21 protein-coding genes are annotated in these 17,589 nt (G+C 62.6%); 8 read left to right on the forward strand and 13 right to left on the reverse strand.

Annotation, left to right across the window (positions count from 1 at the left end; genetic code table 11):
* Positions 1 to 22 precede the first annotated feature (22 nt).
* The 3 genes from J0X25_RS31320 to J0X25_RS31330 all read right to left on the reverse strand — a co-directional run bounded on the left by J0X25_RS31320 (position 23) and on the right by J0X25_RS31330 (position 2,511).
* Positions 23 to 616, reverse strand: coding sequence for an NUDIX hydrolase (locus tag J0X25_RS31320; RefSeq protein ID WP_207287818.1), 594 nt, complete (start codon positions 614 to 616; stop codon positions 23 to 25).
* A gap of 216 nt (positions 617 to 832) precedes the next feature.
* A complete protein-coding gene (locus tag J0X25_RS31325) occupies positions 833 to 1,312 on the reverse strand; it encodes a DUF7109 family protein (protein WP_207287819.1) in 480 nt (159 codons plus the stop codon).
* 26 nt (positions 1,313 to 1,338) lie between these two features.
* The gene (locus J0X25_RS31330; protein WP_207287820.1) at positions 1,339 to 2,511 is read right to left on the reverse strand and encodes a glycosyltransferase family protein; all 1,173 of its coding nucleotides are present in this window, start codon (positions 2,509 to 2,511) and stop codon (positions 1,339 to 1,341) included.
* A 185-nt stretch (positions 2,512 to 2,696) separates the two neighbouring features.
* Between J0X25_RS31330 and J0X25_RS31335 the strand changes: the two genes are divergently transcribed.
* Positions 2,697 to 2,867: an HVO_0758 family zinc finger protein gene (locus J0X25_RS31335; RefSeq protein WP_207287821.1), complete on the forward strand. Its 171-nt coding sequence runs from the start codon at positions 2,697 to 2,699 to the stop codon at positions 2,865 to 2,867.
* A 78-nt stretch (positions 2,868 to 2,945) separates the two neighbouring features.
* Here the strand turns inward: J0X25_RS31335 and J0X25_RS31340 are convergent, their stop codons facing one another.
* Positions 2,946 to 3,500, reverse strand: coding sequence for a metal-dependent hydrolase (locus J0X25_RS31340; protein ID WP_207287822.1), 555 nt, complete (start codon positions 3,498 to 3,500; stop codon positions 2,946 to 2,948).
* A 148-nt stretch (positions 3,501 to 3,648) separates the two neighbouring features.
* Entirely contained in the window at positions 3,649 to 4,116 is a 468-nt protein-coding gene (locus J0X25_RS31345) for a hypothetical protein (protein WP_207287823.1), read from the reverse strand.
* A gap of 249 nt (positions 4,117 to 4,365) precedes the next feature.
* Here J0X25_RS31345 and J0X25_RS31350 point away from each other — a divergent pair, with 249 nt between their 5' ends.
* Both J0X25_RS31350 and J0X25_RS31355 read left to right on the forward strand, forming a co-directional pair.
* Complete coding sequence (locus J0X25_RS31350) at positions 4,366 to 4,878, forward strand: hypothetical protein (protein ID WP_207287824.1); 513 nt, start codon at positions 4,366 to 4,368, stop codon at positions 4,876 to 4,878.
* A gap of 5 nt (positions 4,879 to 4,883) precedes the next feature.
* Complete coding sequence (locus J0X25_RS31355) at positions 4,884 to 5,405, forward strand: metal-dependent hydrolase (RefSeq protein WP_225896659.1); 522 nt, start codon at positions 4,884 to 4,886, stop codon at positions 5,403 to 5,405.
* Between the two features lie 83 nt (positions 5,406 to 5,488).
* Here J0X25_RS31355 and J0X25_RS31360 read toward each other — a convergent pair whose 3' ends face one another.
* Together J0X25_RS31360 and J0X25_RS31365 are read right to left on the reverse strand one after the other, a co-directional pair.
* Positions 5,489 to 6,058, reverse strand: a complete 570-nt coding sequence (locus tag J0X25_RS31360) for a metal-dependent hydrolase (RefSeq protein WP_207287826.1) — start codon at positions 6,056 to 6,058, stop codon at positions 5,489 to 5,491.
* A 70-nt stretch (positions 6,059 to 6,128) separates the two neighbouring features.
* Positions 6,129 to 7,460 carry a DUF2189 domain-containing protein gene (locus J0X25_RS31365; protein ID WP_207287827.1) on the reverse strand — a complete coding sequence of 444 codons (1,332 nt, stop codon included), beginning with the start codon at positions 7,458 to 7,460 and terminating at the stop codon, positions 6,129 to 6,131.
* 578 nt (positions 7,461 to 8,038) lie between these two features.
* On the opposite strand from J0X25_RS31365, the gene J0X25_RS31370 reads away from it, so the two are divergent.
* The 3 genes from J0X25_RS31370 to J0X25_RS31375 all read left to right on the forward strand — a co-directional run bounded on the left by J0X25_RS31370 (position 8,039) and on the right by J0X25_RS31375 (position 8,663).
* A complete protein-coding gene (locus tag J0X25_RS31370; protein WP_225896660.1) occupies positions 8,039 to 8,179 on the forward strand; it encodes a hypothetical protein in 141 nt (46 codons plus the stop codon).
* Between the two features lie 92 nt (positions 8,180 to 8,271).
* Entirely contained in the window at positions 8,272 to 8,394 is a 123-nt protein-coding gene (locus J0X25_RS39815; RefSeq protein WP_284145146.1) for a hypothetical protein, read from the forward strand.
* Between the two features lie 113 nt (positions 8,395 to 8,507).
* Positions 8,508 to 8,663, forward strand: coding sequence for a hypothetical protein (locus tag J0X25_RS31375; RefSeq protein ID WP_207287828.1), 156 nt, complete (start codon positions 8,508 to 8,510; stop codon positions 8,661 to 8,663).
* Positions 8,664 to 8,703: 40 nt separating this feature from the next.
* Here the strand turns inward: J0X25_RS31375 and hepT are convergent, their stop codons facing one another.
* From hepT to J0X25_RS31400, 5 genes are all read right to left on the reverse strand, one after another.
* Positions 8,704 to 9,126 carry a type VII toxin-antitoxin system HepT family RNase toxin gene (gene hepT / locus J0X25_RS31380; protein ID WP_207287829.1) on the reverse strand — a complete coding sequence of 141 codons (423 nt, stop codon included), beginning with the start codon at positions 9,124 to 9,126 and terminating at the stop codon, positions 8,704 to 8,706.
* Positions 9,126 to 9,569, reverse strand: coding sequence for a type VII toxin-antitoxin system MntA family adenylyltransferase antitoxin (gene mntA, locus J0X25_RS31385; RefSeq protein ID WP_207287830.1), 444 nt, complete (start codon positions 9,567 to 9,569; stop codon positions 9,126 to 9,128). Before mntA ends, hepT begins: the two co-directional genes overlap by 1 nt.
* 219 nt (positions 9,570 to 9,788) lie before the next feature.
* Positions 9,789 to 10,274, reverse strand: coding sequence for a PIN domain-containing protein (locus J0X25_RS31390; RefSeq protein ID WP_207287831.1), 486 nt, complete (start codon positions 10,272 to 10,274; stop codon positions 9,789 to 9,791).
* A gap of 40 nt (positions 10,275 to 10,314) precedes the next feature.
* Positions 10,315 to 10,611, reverse strand: a complete 297-nt coding sequence (locus tag J0X25_RS31395; protein ID WP_207287832.1) for a UPF0175 family protein — start codon at positions 10,609 to 10,611, stop codon at positions 10,315 to 10,317.
* Positions 10,612 to 12,202: 1,591 nt separating this feature from the next.
* Positions 12,203 to 13,339 carry a glycosyltransferase family 4 protein gene (locus J0X25_RS31400; protein WP_207290908.1) on the reverse strand — a complete coding sequence of 379 codons (1,137 nt, stop codon included), beginning with the start codon at positions 13,337 to 13,339 and terminating at the stop codon, positions 12,203 to 12,205.
* A 130-nt stretch (positions 13,340 to 13,469) separates the two neighbouring features.
* Between J0X25_RS31400 and J0X25_RS31405 the strand changes: the two genes are divergently transcribed.
* Positions 13,470 to 14,735, forward strand: a complete 1,266-nt coding sequence (locus tag J0X25_RS31405) for a sulfatase (RefSeq protein ID WP_207287833.1) — start codon at positions 13,470 to 13,472, stop codon at positions 14,733 to 14,735.
* A 16-nt stretch (positions 14,736 to 14,751) separates the two neighbouring features.
* Positions 14,752 to 15,873 (forward strand): glycosyltransferase family 4 protein, encoded by a 1,122-nt coding sequence (locus J0X25_RS31410; protein WP_207287834.1) that lies wholly within the window; start codon positions 14,752 to 14,754, stop codon positions 15,871 to 15,873.
* A 19-nt stretch (positions 15,874 to 15,892) separates the two neighbouring features.
* Here J0X25_RS31410 and J0X25_RS31415 read toward each other — a convergent pair whose 3' ends face one another.
* A complete protein-coding gene (locus J0X25_RS31415) occupies positions 15,893 to 17,500 on the reverse strand; it encodes an alkaline phosphatase family protein (protein ID WP_207287835.1) in 1,608 nt (535 codons plus the stop codon).
* Positions 17,501 to 17,589 lie beyond the last annotated feature (89 nt).

A 17,589-nucleotide genomic window follows, 5' to 3' on the forward strand; every position in this document is an offset into this window, starting at 1 on the left:
AGTTGATCGGCTGAGCGATCTGTTAGCGCCGTGACCGCTCGACGCGCTCGGGCACCTCGAAGTCGGTCGTCAACTCGAGCAACTGGACGAGAATCCGCCCGGTCGCGCCCCAGACGGTGTAGCCGTCGACGTGGAAGTAGTGAATGACGATGTCGCCGTAGTAGGGGTGATCCCGGCGCTCGTACTCGTAGTTGGCCGGATCGAGCAGTCCCGACAGCGGCAGGACGACGATTTCGGCGACTTCGCGTCCGTCGCCGACGTACTCCCGATCCGGGACGCGGCCGACGAAGGGCGTGACGGCGTACTCCGTGATCGTCCGGATGTCGTCCAACTGGCCGACGATCTCCGTCTCGTGGTCCTCGAGGCCGATCTCCTCGCGGGCCTCACGGAGCGCCGTCTCGAGGATGGAGTCGTCGATCGGTTCGGCGCCGCCGCCGGGGAAACTCATCTGGCCCGGATGCTCCCCGAGGTGGTCGGCTCGGCGGGTAAACAGCAGGTGCTCCTCGCCGTCGCGCTCGATGATCGGCGCGAGGACTGCCGCGTCGTGTTCCTGGTCGTCGATCTCGAGCGGGTCGTGCTCCGCGACCGCCTCGAGGTTCATCGTCGGCTGTGGCATGCGATCACACGTGAGCTGTCTCGGTGGCGCTCGGCGGCGGAGCGCGGGATACCGGATCGTCGGTCCGGATCCGAATGCTCGTTTCGGTTTCGCCGTCCGTTTCGGTTTTGCCGGCGGGTCCGTTCGGCATCTCGAACCTGTCTCCGTTTTTGTTCGAGTCTCGAGGTCGCCTCCGGGGTCCGGAGTCGAGCCCGGTCACTCGAGGGGCGGTTCCGATCACTCGAGAGCCGCTTCCAGTCGCTCCTGCTCGCTCGCGAGGTCGACCGGCGCCCACGCCTCGACGTCGTAGCTGACGTCGAGCAGGACGGCGAGGCGGTCCTCGTCGCCGTCGTCGACGGCCGTCTCGACGGCGGCCGCGAACTCCTCGCGGGCGGTCTCGCCGAGGGCGTCCCGATCGAGACGCCGTCTGTCGACGTCGAGGATGTGCGGGACGTCCTCCGCGTGGTCGGGGACCGACGGGAACGCCGTCGGGCCGGCGACCAGCAGCGGCCGGTCCTCGCCGCCGTCGTGTCGCTCGTGGCGCACGAGGGCGAACGACTCGAGGGCGTCGTCGATCGCCGCCTCGAGCGCCGCGTCGTCGACCGACTGCCCGTCGGCGCGAAACGCGGCCTCCGAGAGCGCCCGCTCGAGTTCGGGGCGCGTCAACCCGCCGAAGAGGTCGACGACGCCGGCCAGTTCGTCGGCGGTCGCGTCCATACGGGCCACAACGGAGGGTGGGAAGATTAGTCTTGTGCGCGAGAGTCGACGCGGTCGGCGCGGTGACGGCCGCCGCGTCGGTCCGAGCGCCAGGGCCGGGCCGCCGCGAGCACGTCGTCGGGGTCGAACGGCGCGTCGGTCCACCGCGGCAGGCGGCGGTCGGGTCCGGGGGGTGCGATCGAGTCGGCGTAGCGCGCCAGCTGGTCGCGTTCGTCCGCGGGCTCGTACGCGAGCCCGTTGAACGCCGCGTCGGCGCGGTACTGGTCGATCAGTCGGTCGCCGGCCGCGAGGTATCGCTCCCGCAGGGTCGCGTAGTCGGGGTCAACGCCCCGTTCCTCGACGACGCGTAACAGTTCCCCGGCCACCTCGCGGCTCATCCCCTCGAGGCCGGTCTCGCCGGCGACCGCGCGGTGGTCGTGTTCGTGGCGACCGAGGTCGACCTGCGCGGTGCCCTCGAAGCCGGCGGACGCGAACGCGTCGCCGAGGGTGCCGACCTCGAGCCCCCAGGCGCGGGGCGTACGGAGACGGCGAGCCAGGTCGGCGGTGACGGCGAACTCGCCGGCCAGGGCGTACCGGAAGGCGGCGAGGTAGTCGAGGATCGGCGCGTCGTGTGCGCCCGCGAGCGTGCGGACGAGCGGGGCGTAGAACAGTCGAAAGAGTCGTCCGTACAGTCGGTCGTCCTCGAGGCGCGCGTAGTAGCCCTTCGCGAAGTCGAAGCCCATCGTCAGCGGCGCGAGCAGTCGACGGACGTGGCCCGCCTCGTAGCTGCTGGCGTCGGCGTCGTGGACGACGACGGACGACCCGGCCGCGGCGGCGGGGCCGAGCGCGAGCCAGACGTCTCGCCCCTTTCCGAACTCGCCACCCAGTCCCGCGTCGGCGAGCAGGTCGTCGATCGCGGGCGCGTTGCACCACAGGACGCGGATCGGCAGGGAAAACGACTCGAGCCACGCGCGAAACGGCCCGATCCGGTCGGCGTCGGCCCGAACGGGGACGAAAACGGCCGCCGGAGCGGGCTCGAGGGACTCGAGTTCCGACAGGACGCGCTCGGCGGCCGGGTTCTCGTGTTCGCGGCCGGTCATCGGGACGACGACGGCCGCGTCGCCGACCGCCGTCGCGGCGTCGGCGGCGAGGTCGCGCTCGCGGCCCGCGGTCCCGCCGAACTCGTGGAGCGTCGCGATCCGCTCCTGTACGTACTCCATCGGTGGAGTGTTCGGCCGAACCGATAAAACGGCCACGACTCCGGCCAGAACCACCGGTCGTGACGGAGCACCGACAGTCGCACGCCGACAGCCGCATACGCACGGAGATGGCATAACTCGGATCGATAATACAGCTCTCGATAGAGCACCAGTCTTTTTCTCCCCCACCTTCGTAGGGGGCCAACATGAAATCAGTCCGGAAGGCACTCCGCGAAGGCGAACTCGAGAAAGACACGTACGATCGGCTCGTCTGCGGCGAGTGCGAGAAGCCCCTGAAGACCGAGAACGATCCGGACCAGATCAAGACCGTCCGCATCTGTCCGGAGTGTGCGGCCGAGTGGAAGGAGATTCGCTGAGTCTCCGCCGCGGGGCGCCAAGAGACGGAGTTCCTTTCCCGGCACCGCGTCGCGAGTGACGACGCCCGACCCGCCGCGCTAGCTCGGCGCGGGTCGGACTCGCGCGACGGCCGCCCGGAGCACCTCGAGCCCGGGATAGCCGTGGCGACGCCAGTACGCGAACGCGATCGCCGCCAGCGCGAACTGGACGAGGAAGTACGGGTCGGTCGCCGAGTCCCGCAGGAGGCCGAGAATCGTCGGTGGTCCACCCGGGTAGGGTTCGACCGGCGTGATCGGCCAGAGCAACTGATTGGCGGTCGTCTCGCCGTCCCAGAGGGCCGGCAGGACGTCGGCGAACGTGTGCGATAGCGCCCCGATACCGAATGCGACGCCGTACTCGCTACGACCGTAGCGGGCGGCGACGAGCGTGAGGGCGAGCGACAGCGGCACCAACAGGAGCAGCGAGTGAGCCAGCGAGCGACCCGTCGGGAGCACCAGCAGATACCACGCCAGCGGTTTGTCGACGAGGTCCGGAAACTGGCTCCCGAGCACGAGCAGCAGCGCCGGGACGTGTGCCGGCGGCGCGTCGAAGCGCGCTCGAGTCGCGAGCGTGTAACAGAGATAGGCAACGGCGACGTGTCCGAGTGGCCACATGCTGGCCGGGACGTAGTGGAGGCGGGATATAACTGATGTGATCGGAGTCGAGTCCGGCGTGGTCGGACTCGAGAACTGCGAGCGTCGTCGTAACTCGAGGCGTCGATCCGGACGTCCCACGGATCGGTTTCGATCTGCCGTCTGTGAGTTACAGTCGGACGTACCGCTCGACGAGCGGAGACGCCGGTCCGACGATCGCCCCGTAGACGAGCAACGCGACGAGGCTCTGCCAGTGAAGGAACGGGAACGGCGGCGTTCTCCCGAGAAGGCGAAGCCACAGGGGCACCAACACGGCGACGCCGATTACCCACACGGCGACCCCGAAACACGTCCCGAGGGTCACTCCCGTAATCGGATCGGTTACGTCCTCTTCGAACGGGTACAGCGTTCCGAGGGCCCGATAGACGAACGCGCCGACCACGCCGGCGATCAGGGCGAGTGGGAGACCGACCACCAGCCCGGGTGCGTCGACGAGGACCCCGACCGAGTCGAGTAAGCCCAGCGCAGCCAGGACGATCGCGAAACCGATCCCCCCCACGAGGCCGGCGGTCGTGATCGCCAGTACGTCTTCCGTCCCCCACTCCCTGAACCGCCGCTCCACAGGTTGCCCACTCATTTGCCTACTGGTATTACTTTCTTAATTACTAATATATGTTTTTATCACCTTTTGAATTCGTTCCGTCCGATGGTCAGGAACGGAGATCGAGACCGGCTGATCGCGTCATCCCGACCCTCGAGCACGCCTCTCGAGCGTCTGCTCCCCTCACGGTTCGATTCGCGCATCGAAACGGGACTCGAGTCGCGATTCGACTCAGGACGTGATATTCTGCTGACTGTTATCGCCGCATCCGCCCAACCAATAGGTATGCGAACCGGCCCACTTTATCGAAGCCTCGGAATTGCGGCGCTGACCGCCGGTCTTCTCGGTCTCCTCGCGCTGGGTGGCGCCGGCTGGTCCCTCGAGGCGGGCCTGACGGACGGCTCGAGCGACACCGACGAGATCGCGGTGTTCGAGGGAGTCGACCTTGATCTCGGGGCGGACTACCGCGACGTCGGATCGGCGGCCGCCGACACCGGCGCGACCGACCGTTCGGTGACCGCGGGCGTCGCGTCGGTTTCCACCGCGATCGCGAGCGACCTCGTCGCGCCGGCGGACCGCAGCGAGCAGTCCCGAATCGGCGGACTGCTGTACGTCCACATCGTCTCCCTGCTCGGGGCCGCGCTGGTCGCGGTCCGCGCGCTCGTCGGCTGGCGCGTCGACGTTCGGCGGCTGTCACTCGAGCCGACCGGTCGGCTGTCGTTCGGCGGGTCGAGCGGGTCGGAACCGACGCGACGGCAGAGATCGCGGACGAGGCGAGTGCCTCGCGGCGGGGAGTGATCGACGTGGCCGACGGCCTAACCCACGTGCTGGTCCCGTACGCGCTCGCGACGGTGCTCTCGCTGCGGTATCCCTGGATCACGACGCGACTGGCCACCGTCGCGATGGTCGGCGGCGTGCTTCCCGACCTCAATCGCCTACAGTGGATCGTTCCGCCGGAAACGATCGAATCGATACTCGGAGTGTCGGTTTCCTGGCGACCGATGCACTCGATCGGCGGCGTCGCGGTCGTCATCGCCATCGCGTCGCTGACCGTCCGGGCCACGTATCGGCGTGCAGTCGCGCTCCTGCTTGCGCTCGGCGCCTTGTCGCATTTTGTACTCGACCTCCTGCTGGTACCGCCCGCGGGCACCTACCAGTATCTCTGGCCGATTACGAGCGCCAGACTCGTCGTTCCGGGGTTCTACACGAGTCACGATCGATGGGTCGCAATAGTCGCGGTCCTTCTGGCGCTGGCGGCGCACGCGCTCGCTCGTCGCCGGTCTCACGCACTCGAGCGGGATTCTCCGGTGCGAATCGAAGGGTAAGTCAGTGGCTCGAGATCGCGGCTCGCTGATCCGTCGGATCGGTGGTCGTCTTGCTACCGTCAGCTACCCTTGCCTCGCGACAGTCAGATACCCTCTCTCGCGTCGTTTCTCCCCGTGATGCGCTCGACGACGTCTCGAGCGTAGCCGGTTCCGGGCAGTCCGTCGCGGTACCAGACGACGAGCGCGATGAGGACGAGTCCCAGCTGGGCCCACTCGTACCACCCCATCGAGTAACGCAGGAAGCCGGCGAGGATGCCGTCGACCGATTCGTACGGGGACGGGGGGAGCAGCGGCCAGACGAGGAAGGTTAGCTCGGAAGCGTCGGCGGTTAGGATCGCTGACGGCGGGATATCCGCGAGGAGGTGCGAGACGTGCCCCACGGCGAAGGCGGTACCGAGGTCGCGGCGGTCGAACCGGCGCGCGGCGAGGGCGACGGTCGGGAGCAGGAGGGCGGCGACGAATACGGAGTGAGCGAGCGTCCGCCCGCCGGGGAGAACGTCGAACGTCCACGCGAGCGGCTTATCGACCAGATCGGGGAACTGCGAGCCGATCGCCAGTACGATCACTGATAGTGCTCGCGGCGGCCAGTCGCGTCGCCGGCAGTGGAGCGAATAGCACAGATAGACGACGGCGAGGTGTCCCCAAGGCCACATCGTCTCGGGATTCCGCCGAGACTCCTAAAGGTGCTTCGTTCAGGAACGGGGCCACTCGCGTCCGGCGGCCTTACAGGTAGCCGAGCAGCGGCATCGCGAGGCCGATACACCAGCCGACCAGACCGAGCGCGAGGAGTCCGGCGCCTTCGGCGTCGTTGCGGGCCGAGCCCGCCGCGACGATCCCCAGTGCGACCACAAGCCCGACGCGATGGAGCAACAGCTCCACCGGGAGCGCCGTCACGCCGAGCCCGACGAAGTCGAGGATGAACCCCGTCCCGACTCCGACGGCGGTGAACGCGAACGCCGGCTGGGGCTCCAGCGGGGCGCCGAGCCAGCTCGCGACGCGCCGGACGCGGACGAAGCGGGACGCCCCCTCGAGGGGCCGAGTGAGCAGGATCGTCGTGACCGGGAGGCCGATCACTAGGAGCGGGTAGAGCACGACGACGAACGCCTGCGGCGTGATCGAGGTGATCGCCGCCTCGGCCGCGAGGGCTGCGCTGCGGACGCCGAGGACCAGTCCCGCGAGTGCCGTCGCGAGCACGAACCCGCGGACGTTCCGATAGGCCCACCGGATCAGCCGTCGCGCCGAGCGCCAGAGCTCCCGGCTCGTGTCGGTGCTGAGCAGGCTCGCCACGCCGCCGACGAGTACGATCGCGATGGCGGGCACCAGTTCGACGACCGAAAGCCAGCCGTCGTTCCAGCCCTTGTGCGTCCCGTGGTACTCGCGGCGCACCTCGTCGACGTACGGCTCGTCGAGGAACTCCGCCTCGAGCGTGTTCCTCGAGTCCTGGATGTCGGTCACCGTGTGGCGGAGCCGGAACCAGTCCCAGTACTCCCGGTGGGCCTGGATCGCGGTCCAGTCGTCGTGGTCCGTGGTGTACGCGCGGATGTGAATCCGGCTCCCCATGTACGTCCCCCGGTGGAGCTGATAGCTCTCTTTGATCCAGCGCCCGTCGCCACCGTGCGGGCCGGTATCGACGTAGGTGTAGCGGATCGATCCGTGCGCGTCGTCCCAGTCGTTCGACCGGGTCCGGTTCTCGAAGCCGGTCCGGTTCGTCTCGTTGGTCTCGTTCGTCTCGTTCTCTGGTGCCGCTTCTCCGTCCGTCTCCGTTTCGGCCGGCTGCCACTCGAGTTCGGCTTCGTCGACCAGCGCGCGCCGGACGCGCTCGTCGGAGCCGTGGACGACGAAGTTGATCGCCAGCGTCCGGCCGTCGATCGACCGGGCCCGGCTGGTGTAGGGCCAGATGTAACTGCCGTTTGCTTCGGGCTGGACGAGTCGCTCGGAGTCGATCGTCTCGGACTCCGCGGGCTCGTCGGTCGGGTCGACGACGCCGGCGGCGACCAGGTAGCTCCCGACGAGCACGAGGAGCCCAAGTATTAAGAGGAGTTTTCGGCGGTTCATCGGCGACTCCGCGGGGTCTCGTCACTGCTGCAGGCGGTCTCAGCCCCAGCACGCACTCGTCGTCTCGATTTGCCCGGTCGCATTGTCGGATCAGGTACTCGGATCGGGTCAGTCGGTGGCCACGACCGCTCTGTCGGCGGCGTCAGTGTCACGCGGGCTCGAGCGAGGTTCACTTCGGACAGGGGGTCCGTCACGGGTGGCCGCCCGGGCAGGGAACGCCGTTCCGGTCGATCGGCGGCGTCGGACGGCGGCTCGACGCCGGCGGCACCGAACATACGAACAGGTGCATGGAGTGCCACATAAACGCACGGCCTCTTTTGGCGGGTTCCCGGCGCGTCCGTCGGTGGTCTCTCGCTCCTCGGGGGCAGGCGGTGCCCGATCCGAACTGTTGGCGGTCGTACGCTCCTCGAGCGTAGGCGGTACTCGACCCGAACCGGCGGCGTCGGGAAATTGTCGGCAAGGACGGTACCGTTCCTCACTACCTAATTGGCCGCCTCCCGCAGGGACTAGCCCGAAATGGGTGAGGGAACCACGGTGGCACTCGAATTCACGGACGACGAACTCGAGCGGATACTGCTGTGCCTCAGCTGGCGCGAAACAGCCCTTACACGAGCGAGCGGCTCGAGGTCGACGACCTCATCGCGCGGTTCACCGTCCACGCCGACGGCACCGTCGTGACGGCCATCGAGGACCGGCTCGAAAGCCCGGGCGAGGACTAGGCACCGCTGCTTCTCGGCTCCGGTTCGCGTCGCCGCGGCTTCGGTAGACGCGTGACAGTGACGCTGAAGCCGCTGGCGGTCGTCCGTCCCGTATGGCCTCCGAATCGTGTCCGAACTGCGGCGAAACGGACGTCTGGCTCGAGGAACGCGCTCGAGTCATCCAGTACGGCTGCAACCTGTGTGGTCACACGTGGAAGCGGGAGAAGGAGTCGTAGGATCGCTCGAGAAGATCGCACCAGTACACGGTCGTCGAACCGGCCGCGAATCGATTCCGCGAGACTCGAGCACTCGCCGAACTGTTCTATCCGTGGCGTACGTGCGCTCGCTTATGGGAGTATACGTCGATGATGTGAGCGAGTTCGCTCGGTCGGACGACGCCGAGGATGACGATCGGGCGCCGTTGGGCGAGCGGCTCCGTGGAATGGCGTCCGAACTCGACATCGACTCCGTCGACGAGGTCCGGAACGTTCGAGAACGGACATGAGGCTCTTTCTCGATACGAACGTTTTCGTCGCGATCTCTCGTCAGCGCTCTCGAATCCACGTCGCGATTTCGCGCTGAAACCGATCGATCCACTCGAGATCGTCCTGCAGAACCTCGTACACGAGGTCGTGATCGATGTCGCCGTATCGGTGGGCGAGGTGGTTCCGAAAGCCGACCGCTTCCGCGAGTTTTGCTCCGGTTTCATCTGAGAGAATATCGGCCGCGACGAGTGCTTCAATTTCCTCGCGTGAGGTCTCAGCAGTTTCGAGGTCTTCAGATGCACGAATATGGCCCGCCAGATCGATACACGACTGAATCGCGTTCATCAACGACCGCTCGACGGCACGCTGGAGAATGACGTCGTCAAGGTACTCTCCTTTCGAAACGTCCCGCATCTCCTTGCATTCGTTCGTGTACTGATCGATCAATTCGAGACGGTCCACGACGACATCTTCGTCGACCATCAGACGTCTCTCTCGGCCAGTCGATCGATAACGTCGCGTCGCCGTCGAGCGCGTCGCTCACTCGATTCCTCGACGCGTCGCTCGAGTCGCCGTTCGTCCGCCGCCTTTGCGGCGAGATCACCGTACAACAGACGCCCGTCTCGAAGCGCAGTCAACGCGACAGTGTCCGGGAGTGCCTCGAGATCGCTCACATCCACGAACGGATCCGCATACGACTGGAGTTCGCTATCGATTCGATTCCGTCGCCGAAATCGTTCGCGGCGCGAGCACTCGTCAGCGAATCGAACGCCCACGTCGAGATCCGACGTCTGTGATTCCGACCCCGTGGCGTAGGATCCGAACAGGACAGCGTATCGAACGTCTGCCTCGTCGAATACCGACCGGAACCCCTCGAGATTGATGTGGGTACGGACCTCGTCCGAAACGCGAGGGTTGTCTCGCATACCTTCGTCTACGTCCGGTCCCGCCTTATACTATCGGTGGCTCATCCCGCTGCCAGCGGCCACGTGGCGGTACCCCTGTTTCTCGGTCGATCCGTTCTCGAGTCCGGTGGTGTCAAACCGCTCGAGTGGGCCGTCGACAGAACTCGAGGTGCCTCGCTCACCGGCGATCTCGGCGCCGGCCGGGACGATGAGTCTGGGTTCGGCGTACTGGAATTGGAGTCAGAATTCCTCGAAGAGGGATTCTTCGTCGGTAGCGGAAAATCGGTAGCCGTCGTTGCGGCGAAGGGCTTCGAGTATCTCTGTGAGTTCGTCAACTGACTCGATCGCGTCGACCCGAATCGCTGCCTTGAGAAATAACGTGAGGTCCCAGACGTCCACACCTCGTTGGTCTCCGATCGTTCCGACATGGGCATCGTCAGTAACGAGCCGTCGACCACGTTGGGATGCGATTGCGAGACACTGGGAATCGGTCGTCGACAATGCGTGATCTCGGATTTCGTCCGCTAACTGGAGTTCAGATTGTGTCGGCGAAACGACTTTCAGCCAGCCACCATTGTAGGATTTCACTGCGTCAATACGAGTAACGAATTCGTATCCTGTCGCCTTCGCACGCTCGAGTTCGTCGACGACTGCCGTCGGCGTCCCGACCGTATCGAACACGGCCGGAACCAACGCCAGTCGTTCTATCTTCGCGACGGCACTCAATATGTTGTTATCGCGACCGTCATCAGTGGCTCCGCCTCCCTCACCCGCAGAACTCGTCCAGTTTCTCCTCCCGGTCAACGTCGTCGAGAAATCCAGCTTCGCGATCGATTCCGCGATCGGAGAGTTCGGCTTTGAAATTCTCGGTCGACGTCCCCGCCAATTCCGCAGCCCGGTTCAGACTGATGTCCCCCGCCCGGTATTTCTCGACCGCAAGCGACGTTCGAAGCTCCGGCCGTCGCCGTAACAGTTCGCGAACGGCGTCCTCGAGGACGTCGTCCGCGTCTTCGTAGCCGCCCACGGCCGCAATCCGCTCGAGGTCTTCGACGAAGCCGGTCATTAGTCGTCCGTACGGCCGAATCACAGATAAACACTGGGACGAGTACGGCAGGATCGCCCGTCCGTGGACAGCCGTCGTCTCCGGACAGCGACTCGAGGCCGTCTCGCTCTCGACTGCCGAGAGATCAACCCGATCTCTCGATGTCTCGCTCGCGTTGCTCGCGAGACTGCCGAGGACTGCTCGAGGCGGGACACCCACGGCTACCGAACCCGGCTAGCCGATCGCTCGCGGCGGGGATGGTGTGGATCGCGCGAGAGTTGTGACCTCTCTCGAGGAGCGTTTTCGGGGCCGTCCACGGCTGCTCGAGGACGTCAGCTGTCTCCGGGGCCGGTCGGAACGCTCGCGTTCGCGCCATTCGTGGACCTCGAGTCGTGTGCCCAGCTCACTCGAGGGCCGTTCGTCGGCTGAACTCGTGATGCCTTACTCGCCGGGGATTTCGGCGTCGGCCGGGACGATGAGCCCGCGTTCGGTGTACTCGAGGCCGTTAGCCGAGAGAAATTGGACCGGACCGGCAGACGCACGCGGTGTGGTCGTCTCACTGCATGGGGTCGGCAAGCCGTGAGCCAGTCCCACCAGCCGCTCTCGGACACACGTTCGACCTGACGCTGCGCTGATCTCGGGCTGCACACGTCGGGCCCGCTACGAGCACTGCCGTCGCTCGTTGCAACCGCGTCCGGCGACGCGCCGCGCGCGTCGCACCGTCGCTGCTGACCGCCCATCAGGGGAGGTCGCCCGGCGCTGGTTCACCACCCCTTAGCGGAGTGGTTCCCCAGCAGCCGTCCATTCGCGACAGAGCCGCCGCCGTTCGGCGATTTCGGCCTCGTATCCGGGCGGCACACTCCCACGTTCGCAGTACATCGCCCATGCCCGATCGCTCTCTCGTTTGTTTTTCACACTCATTCAGGTTGCCCCCGCATCGCTTCTTTCGCTCGAGAAGCGACATAATGGTTTCCCGTGTGCCGGCACGCGATTCGCGGGCGCAGTGGCCATAACGGCCGTAGTCGGACCCAGTAGCTCGCTTTCGGGGCGAGTCAGACAGCCGGCTGCCATCCGCTCGAGTACTGGTGCCTAGTGCTCCCGGATGCACTAGGGGCGACGGCAATCGACTAGTCCTGTGTGTCGGGTACTAGCGCGGAGTAGTCGGGTGCGAGCGGACCGTCGGTGGACTGCGACGACGGATTCGACGGCGATCAAGGCAGGTGCCTCGTGTCGGACAGTTCTCTGTCCCACCCCGGGCCTCGGTCACGGGCTGCGCGAGGCCGCCCACCGTCGACGAGCACGTATACCCAATCGATGTCATCGCCTGCATCGGCCAGCGACAGCCATATCGAAAAACACGTTAACACACAACATGGGACTCCGAAAGCGTCTGGGAGTGCGACTGCACCGGGCGCTCCTCTACTGGGGGCTCTTGGACCATCCGTGCGGTCGGGAGTACGCGAAAGCCCGCTATACACCACTCGGCGGGGAACGCGAGACGGGTCCTTCGGACGAAAACGGAGACGCTAAAGTGTAATTCGGATCGAAGAACGAGACCAGTTCAGGATACGAACGCAGCAGTTGTCGGTCAGTTCCTTCTGTGTTCGCGAGTCTACCAGTTTCCATCGATCGCCCGCTGATAGCACTGCTCTGCCTGTTCAGCGACGGTATCCCAGTCGTATCGCTGGGCTCGAGTCGTCGGCTCCGTATTCGGTCGGTCACCGGAGAGTGCGCGTTCGAGAACAGCGGTTACGTCGTCGACCGTCGGTGACACGAGGAACCCTGCGTCATCGATTACTTCGGAGGCAGCGGATTCGGGATGGTCCGCTGCGATGACGGTGCAATCCGCGGCCATCGCCTCGGCGAATGTGATCCCGAAGCCTTCTCGAGTGGACGGTGAGGCGAAGATGTCCGCTGCACGCATGTGTGCGAGGACGTCGTCGTACTCTTCGAGGAAGCCGAGCATCGTTACCCGGTCGGCGTGGTTCAGGTTTTGGGCCTGGCGCTCGAGGGAGTCACGTTCTGGGCCATCGCCAATGATACCCAGCGTAATGTTCGGGGCGGTTTCGGCGATTCGGTCGAACGCCTCGAGGAGGAGATCGACGTTCTTGTGTTCGATGAGCCGACCTGCATAGAGGATATCGAATCCGTCTTCGGCAGGTTGGGTCGTTTCGATCTGCTTGACGTCGATTCCGTTCGGGACGATTTCGATCTCGTCTCTCGTTGAGCCGATCTCCGTAAGACGGTCGGCGGTGACGCTCGAGATGGCTATCGGATAGTGTGGCGTTTTCGCGGTGAGTCGTTCGATCGCCTTGCCGAACGGGGCGAGTCGACCGAGGTACTCGTCCCAGTAGTCGAGCCAGACCTCGTGCCAGGTCGTGATCAGTGGAGTATCCGTTCTGAGCGTAGTGAGTTTAGATGCGAGGACAGGGAAATAGGGGAAGAGGGACGCAACGATGACGTCGTGATCGTCGACATTCCGCCGGAGATGAGGAAGTAGGCGTACGGAAAAGTCGATCGCTTCGGTGATCGATCGCCGTTCGTCGTCGTAGAGTTCTTTGGCGGGTGCGACGCCGTAGAGTGTGAGTCCCTCGTACTCCATTACCTGAGGTCCGTCCCAGTAGTGACGTCCGTACACTGTGACGTCGTGACCCTCAGCTGCGAGTCGAGTTCCGATTTCGTGAATCCGTTTTTCAGCTCCCCCCTTGACGAACGGAAAAACGACGTTCGAAACGAACGCGATATCCATCATCCTAGTGGTCGGAAACGGGAACTAATGAACCTTCGAAACTGGTTACTGTTTCTCATCTGATTGATGCTGCCCTAGTATGTCACTGGAGAATAAAGCTATAAAGACTTCCTCTCCCTCTTTGCCAACAATGGCTGAGGATTGGGACAATATCATTCTGCTCTCGGCGGATGCATTACGGGCAGATCACCTCTCGTGTCACGGCTATCATCGGGAAACGTCACCCGTTCTCGACGAGCTGGCTGACGAGAGTCTTCACTTCACCAACGCCTATAGCGCGAGTTCGCACACGAGAGAAGCAGTTCCCGCGCTGTTGACTGGAGAGTATCCGGACACCGCAGTTGGGCCTGACTATCGGCTTGCAACTGATACAATTGCATCAACGCTCTCCGAACACGGATTCGCTACTGGCGGATTCCATTCGAATCCGTTCATCTCCCGCGCGTACGGCTTCGACCGCGGATTCGACGAGTTCAACGACGATTTGCATTTCGGGAAACACAAGCTCATCGCGCTGGCCCAGCGGGCACTCGACAAACTGCGGAATCGTCACTACGCTCGAGCCGAGGAGATCAACGAACGGTCCCTCTCCTGGATCGATTCGCTAGACGATGATCAACCGTTCTTCCTCTGGAATCACTACATGGATACGCACGGTCCGTACGAGCCGCCTGGCGAATACGAGCAGTTGTACCACGTCGAGGAATTGTCGGGCCGAGATGCACAGTCGCTGTACCGACGGGCAATCAAGGATCCTGATTCGATCACCGAGAAAGAGCAGAAACTGTTGATTGCTCTCTACGACGCCGAGATTCGGTACAACGACGAACGGATTGGAGAGTTCCTCGAGTCGCTGCGAGAACGGGAGTTACTTGAGCGATCGTTGCTCATTTTCACTGCCGATCACGGTGATGCATTCGGCGAGCACGGGTACTACGAGCATCCGCGATACCTTCACGACGAGATCATCCACGTCCCACTAATGGTTCGACCTCCTGGCGGGGCTGACGACGAGGTATCGATACCAGCCAGTACGCTGGATATCGCCGCGACAGTCGAGCAGTCCGTTGCTACTAGCAGTGATCACGACGGGACTTCCCTGCTCGGATCATTCGAAGAGGATCGAACCGTGTTCATGCAGGCCCGCGGTGAAGACGACGAGAGTCACGTCCGGCGATACGCACTTCGGACTCGGGAGGGGGCGTGTTTCTGCGAACGAGATCAAGAAACGGAAGCGCTCTCGTTTACCGATTGTACGTCCCGATCGCTTCGGAACGAGCTTGAGGCACACGTCGAAGCGCGTATGGGGAGAGAAAATGGCGACGACGTAGCCGATACCGGCGACGTCGACGAGGAGATCGATCGACGACTGGAAGCGCTGGGATACAAGGAGTGATTCGATGAGAATCGCGATGATACAGGACGACTGGTGGCCGCGTACCGGTGGCGGACCAGTACACGTCAAGGAGCTCTCGGTTGCACTCGCGAGACAGTTCGACCACACGATCGATATATACACGCGAGCGCTCGAAAAAGATGGACGGAACCATACTGGCACGGAAACGTTCGTCGACGGAGCCGTTCGAGTCCACCGATTGAAACCGTCGACGGAATACTGGAATTCGATCGGTCGCGTTTCGTCCCTCGGAACGCCAGTACCGCATCTGCTTACAGAGGATTTCGATATCGTCCACGGACATACGTTCTTACCGGCGGTTCCGACACGAACCGGTGGCGCACTCACGGACGCATCGACGGTCTTCACTGTGCACGGAACAGCGCTTACGTCCGGTGTCGGCCGTGACGAATCGATGCTCGCTCACGTGAAACGGCGCCTCGAGCGATTGTTCGTTCTCAACTTCGACTACGATCACGTCATCTCGGTCAATACGGAGCATCTCGATCTCCTCAGCGAGCATCACACGAATCTCTCCTGCGTTCCGAACGGCGTCAATCTCGACCGGTTCGATGTCGATGTCGAGCGTCGTGACGAAATCCTGTTCCTCGGCCGTCTCGCACCCAAGAAACGGGTGAGTGATCTGATCGAGGCGTTCGATCGAATCGCAGACGACATTCCGGATACGGACCTCGTGATTGTCGGGACGGGGCCGAAAGGTGACGAGTTGAAAGCTCAGGCCGAACGCTACGGGCTTGCCGATCGCGTCCAGTTCGAAGGACGCGTCTCGGACGAAGCGATTCCGCGATACTATCGACGAGCCCAACTGTTCGTTTTACCTTCGGTATGGGAAGGACACCCGTTGACGTTACTCGAGGCGTGGGCAGGTGAGGTTCCAGTTATCACAAGCGATGTCGAAGGAATCGCTGAATTCGTTGAACACGAAGAGACCGGGTATCTCGTTCCGCCGGAATCACCGAGTGAGCTTGCAGACGCGATTCAGTACGCACTATCGAACGAAGACGAGAGAACAGAGTGGGCCGCAAATGCATACGAACTAGTCGAAGACGAGTACTCGTGGGAGGGCGTCGCCGAACAGACGAATCGGATTTACGAACGGATCACTGCCACGAACTGAACGACGCCCTCGACGGTCCTCACTCCATATATCCGAGATCTGCGAGTCGGCCCTCGACATCTGACATATCCGTGTCGGATCCCGCGGTCCCGTATCCTTCTGCCAGCTCGTCCCAATCCGCACGTTCGATATCGTCGATTCCGTCGAGGAGGACTTCCCCATCAGTGTTTGTATCGACAGGGATCCCGAGCGCTGCCGCGACGGTTGGTGCGATATCGTAGATTTTGGCCCGGTCGTCACACGTGAGCTCTCGGTTCGAGAGGAGTATTCCGTCCGGTTTGTGGTTCTTGTGCGGATATCGTCGGAACGTATCTAGAATCGAGCCGCTGACATCGTACTGATAGTCTCGCGGGATGAAGACGATATCCGGCGCATCCTCAAGATGCTTCCCCTCGTACACTTCCTCCCGAGGGAGAACCTCGTCGAAGACTAGTTCGCCATCAGGGTCGCGGACCTGCTCGAGTTCAGCGATGAGTTCGTCGCGTGTCTCTTCGTACTCTGATTCCGGGATCTGTCCGTTCGTATCTCGACCTTCAACGTTCAAATGTACTCCGAGGCTATTGAAATACAACTGGAACGCCTCTGAGTTGGCGTGATCGACGACTTGGTTCTGTGCAACGACGAGCGCGTCTTCAGGAAGTATTCGTTCGACGGCCTTTGCCAGTCCAACTGCGGAAAGTCCCTGATGAACGTGATGGGGAGAGAGTCCGACTTTCGAGAGGGCATTCGCCGCCGTACCAATGGCAGTCTCTAGGGGGCTCGATTCATCGGTTTCGTCATCTGTTCCCTTTAGTGTCTCCTTCTGTTGCCAGAAGTACTGGGTATCACCTGTCGTCGTTTCACAGTAACCGTGCTCGGCAAGCCAAGAGTTGACGTAAAATGTCCACTCGTAGTCACCCATGCCGTGATCCGACGCGATGAAGACGGTCGGATCCTTTCTGGCGAGTTCGATTATGTCTCCGATGTATTCATCGACTTTCTCGAGGACTTGGCGGATCTCGTTGTGATCATCGAGATCATGGAAAATAGAGTCCGTAACCTGAAACTGGACAGCTAATAAGTCCCAGTCGTATCGTTCGTCAAGAAATCGCGCCATGTCTCGCCGATGACGAGCAACATTAACGTATTCGCTGACGGCGTCTTCGTCGGCTCCGTATTCTGGGTATATGATATATTCGCCGTGTTCGGATTCGTACTCATCTCGAAGGTGTTCTGGGTGAAACGACACGTCTTCGCGAGCAAGATATCCTGGGACGATAGCACCATTCTCGATACTGGAAGCAGGATGTGTGACTGGATAATTTATGGTGATCGAGGTGAGGTCCTTTCTATCAGTTACTTCGTATAGATACGGAGCATCAACATCCCATCGTTTGATCAGACGCTTATCGTAAGCCTCACGAGTAAAAAAGTCAAAAACACCATGTTTACCTGGGTTACGGCCACTGAGAAAAGAAGGCCATGCACAGGGTGTCCATGGAGGATGTGTGCTTTTCAGGTTAATTATGTTTCCTCCAGAACGTAGCTTATATAGGTTCGATAAATGATCTGGAGATACCCAGTCATGAATTTCTCCTTCACCTAATCCATCAAGACCAATCAAAATAACTGGCTCTCTGGCACCCATTATTCTATCCAGTGCAAATACAGGACATAATTGTTGTGGTTGTCCGCTCGTCATGACTTCATAGGTAGTAGAAATTGTAAGCTTTATTA

It is taken from the genome of Haloterrigena alkaliphila, assembly GCF_017352155.2.
Taxonomy (GTDB): Archaea; Halobacteriota; Halobacteria; order Halobacteriales; family Natrialbaceae; genus Haloterrigena; species Haloterrigena alkaliphila.

Excerpts from the sequence above, each read along its gene's own strand:
- J0X25_RS31320 (WP_207287818.1), bottom strand. The coding sequence starts at position 616 with ATGCCACAGCCGACGATGAACCTCGAGGCGGTCGCGGAGCACGACCCG.
- J0X25_RS31325 (WP_207287819.1), bottom strand. The coding sequence starts at position 1,312 with ATGGACGCGACCGCCGACGAACTGGCCGGCGTCGTCGACCTCTTCGGC.
- J0X25_RS31330 (WP_207287820.1), bottom strand. The coding sequence starts at position 2,511 with ATGGAGTACGTACAGGAGCGGATCGCGACGCTCCACGAGTTCGGCGGG.
- J0X25_RS31335 (WP_207287821.1), top strand. The coding sequence starts at position 2,697 with ATGAAATCAGTCCGGAAGGCACTCCGCGAAGGCGAACTCGAGAAAGAC.
- J0X25_RS31340 (WP_207287822.1), bottom strand. The coding sequence starts at position 3,500 with ATGTGGCCACTCGGACACGTCGCCGTTGCCTATCTCTGTTACACGCTC.
- J0X25_RS31345 (WP_207287823.1), bottom strand. The coding sequence starts at position 4,116 with ATGAGTGGGCAACCTGTGGAGCGGCGGTTCAGGGAGTGGGGGACGGAA.
- J0X25_RS31350 (WP_207287824.1), top strand. The coding sequence starts at position 4,366 with ATGCGAACCGGCCCACTTTATCGAAGCCTCGGAATTGCGGCGCTGACC.
- J0X25_RS31360 (WP_207287826.1), bottom strand. The coding sequence starts at position 6,058 with ATGTGGCCTTGGGGACACCTCGCCGTCGTCTATCTGTGCTATTCGCTC.
- J0X25_RS31365 (WP_207287827.1), bottom strand. The coding sequence starts at position 7,460 with ATGAACCGCCGAAAACTCCTCTTAATACTTGGGCTCCTCGTGCTCGTC.
- J0X25_RS39815 (WP_284145146.1), top strand. The coding sequence starts at position 8,272 with ATGGCCTCCGAATCGTGTCCGAACTGCGGCGAAACGGACGTCTGGCTC.
- J0X25_RS31375 (WP_207287828.1), top strand. The coding sequence starts at position 8,508 with ATGGGAGTATACGTCGATGATGTGAGCGAGTTCGCTCGGTCGGACGAC.
- hepT (WP_207287829.1), bottom strand. The coding sequence starts at position 9,126 with ATGGTCGACGAAGATGTCGTCGTGGACCGTCTCGAATTGATCGATCAG.
- mntA (WP_207287830.1), bottom strand. The coding sequence starts at position 9,569 with ATGCGAGACAACCCTCGCGTTTCGGACGAGGTCCGTACCCACATCAAT.
- J0X25_RS31395 (WP_207287832.1), bottom strand. The coding sequence starts at position 10,611 with ATGACCGGCTTCGTCGAAGACCTCGAGCGGATTGCGGCCGTGGGCGGC.
- J0X25_RS31400 (WP_207290908.1), bottom strand. The coding sequence starts at position 13,339 with ATGGATATCGCGTTCGTTTCGAACGTCGTTTTTCCGTTCGTCAAGGGG.
- J0X25_RS31405 (WP_207287833.1), top strand. The coding sequence starts at position 13,470 with ATGGCTGAGGATTGGGACAATATCATTCTGCTCTCGGCGGATGCATTA.
- J0X25_RS31410 (WP_207287834.1), top strand. The coding sequence starts at position 14,752 with ATGATACAGGACGACTGGTGGCCGCGTACCGGTGGCGGACCAGTACAC.
- J0X25_RS31415 (WP_207287835.1), bottom strand. The coding sequence starts at position 17,500 with ATGGGTGCCAGAGAGCCAGTTATTTTGATTGGTCTTGATGGATTAGGT.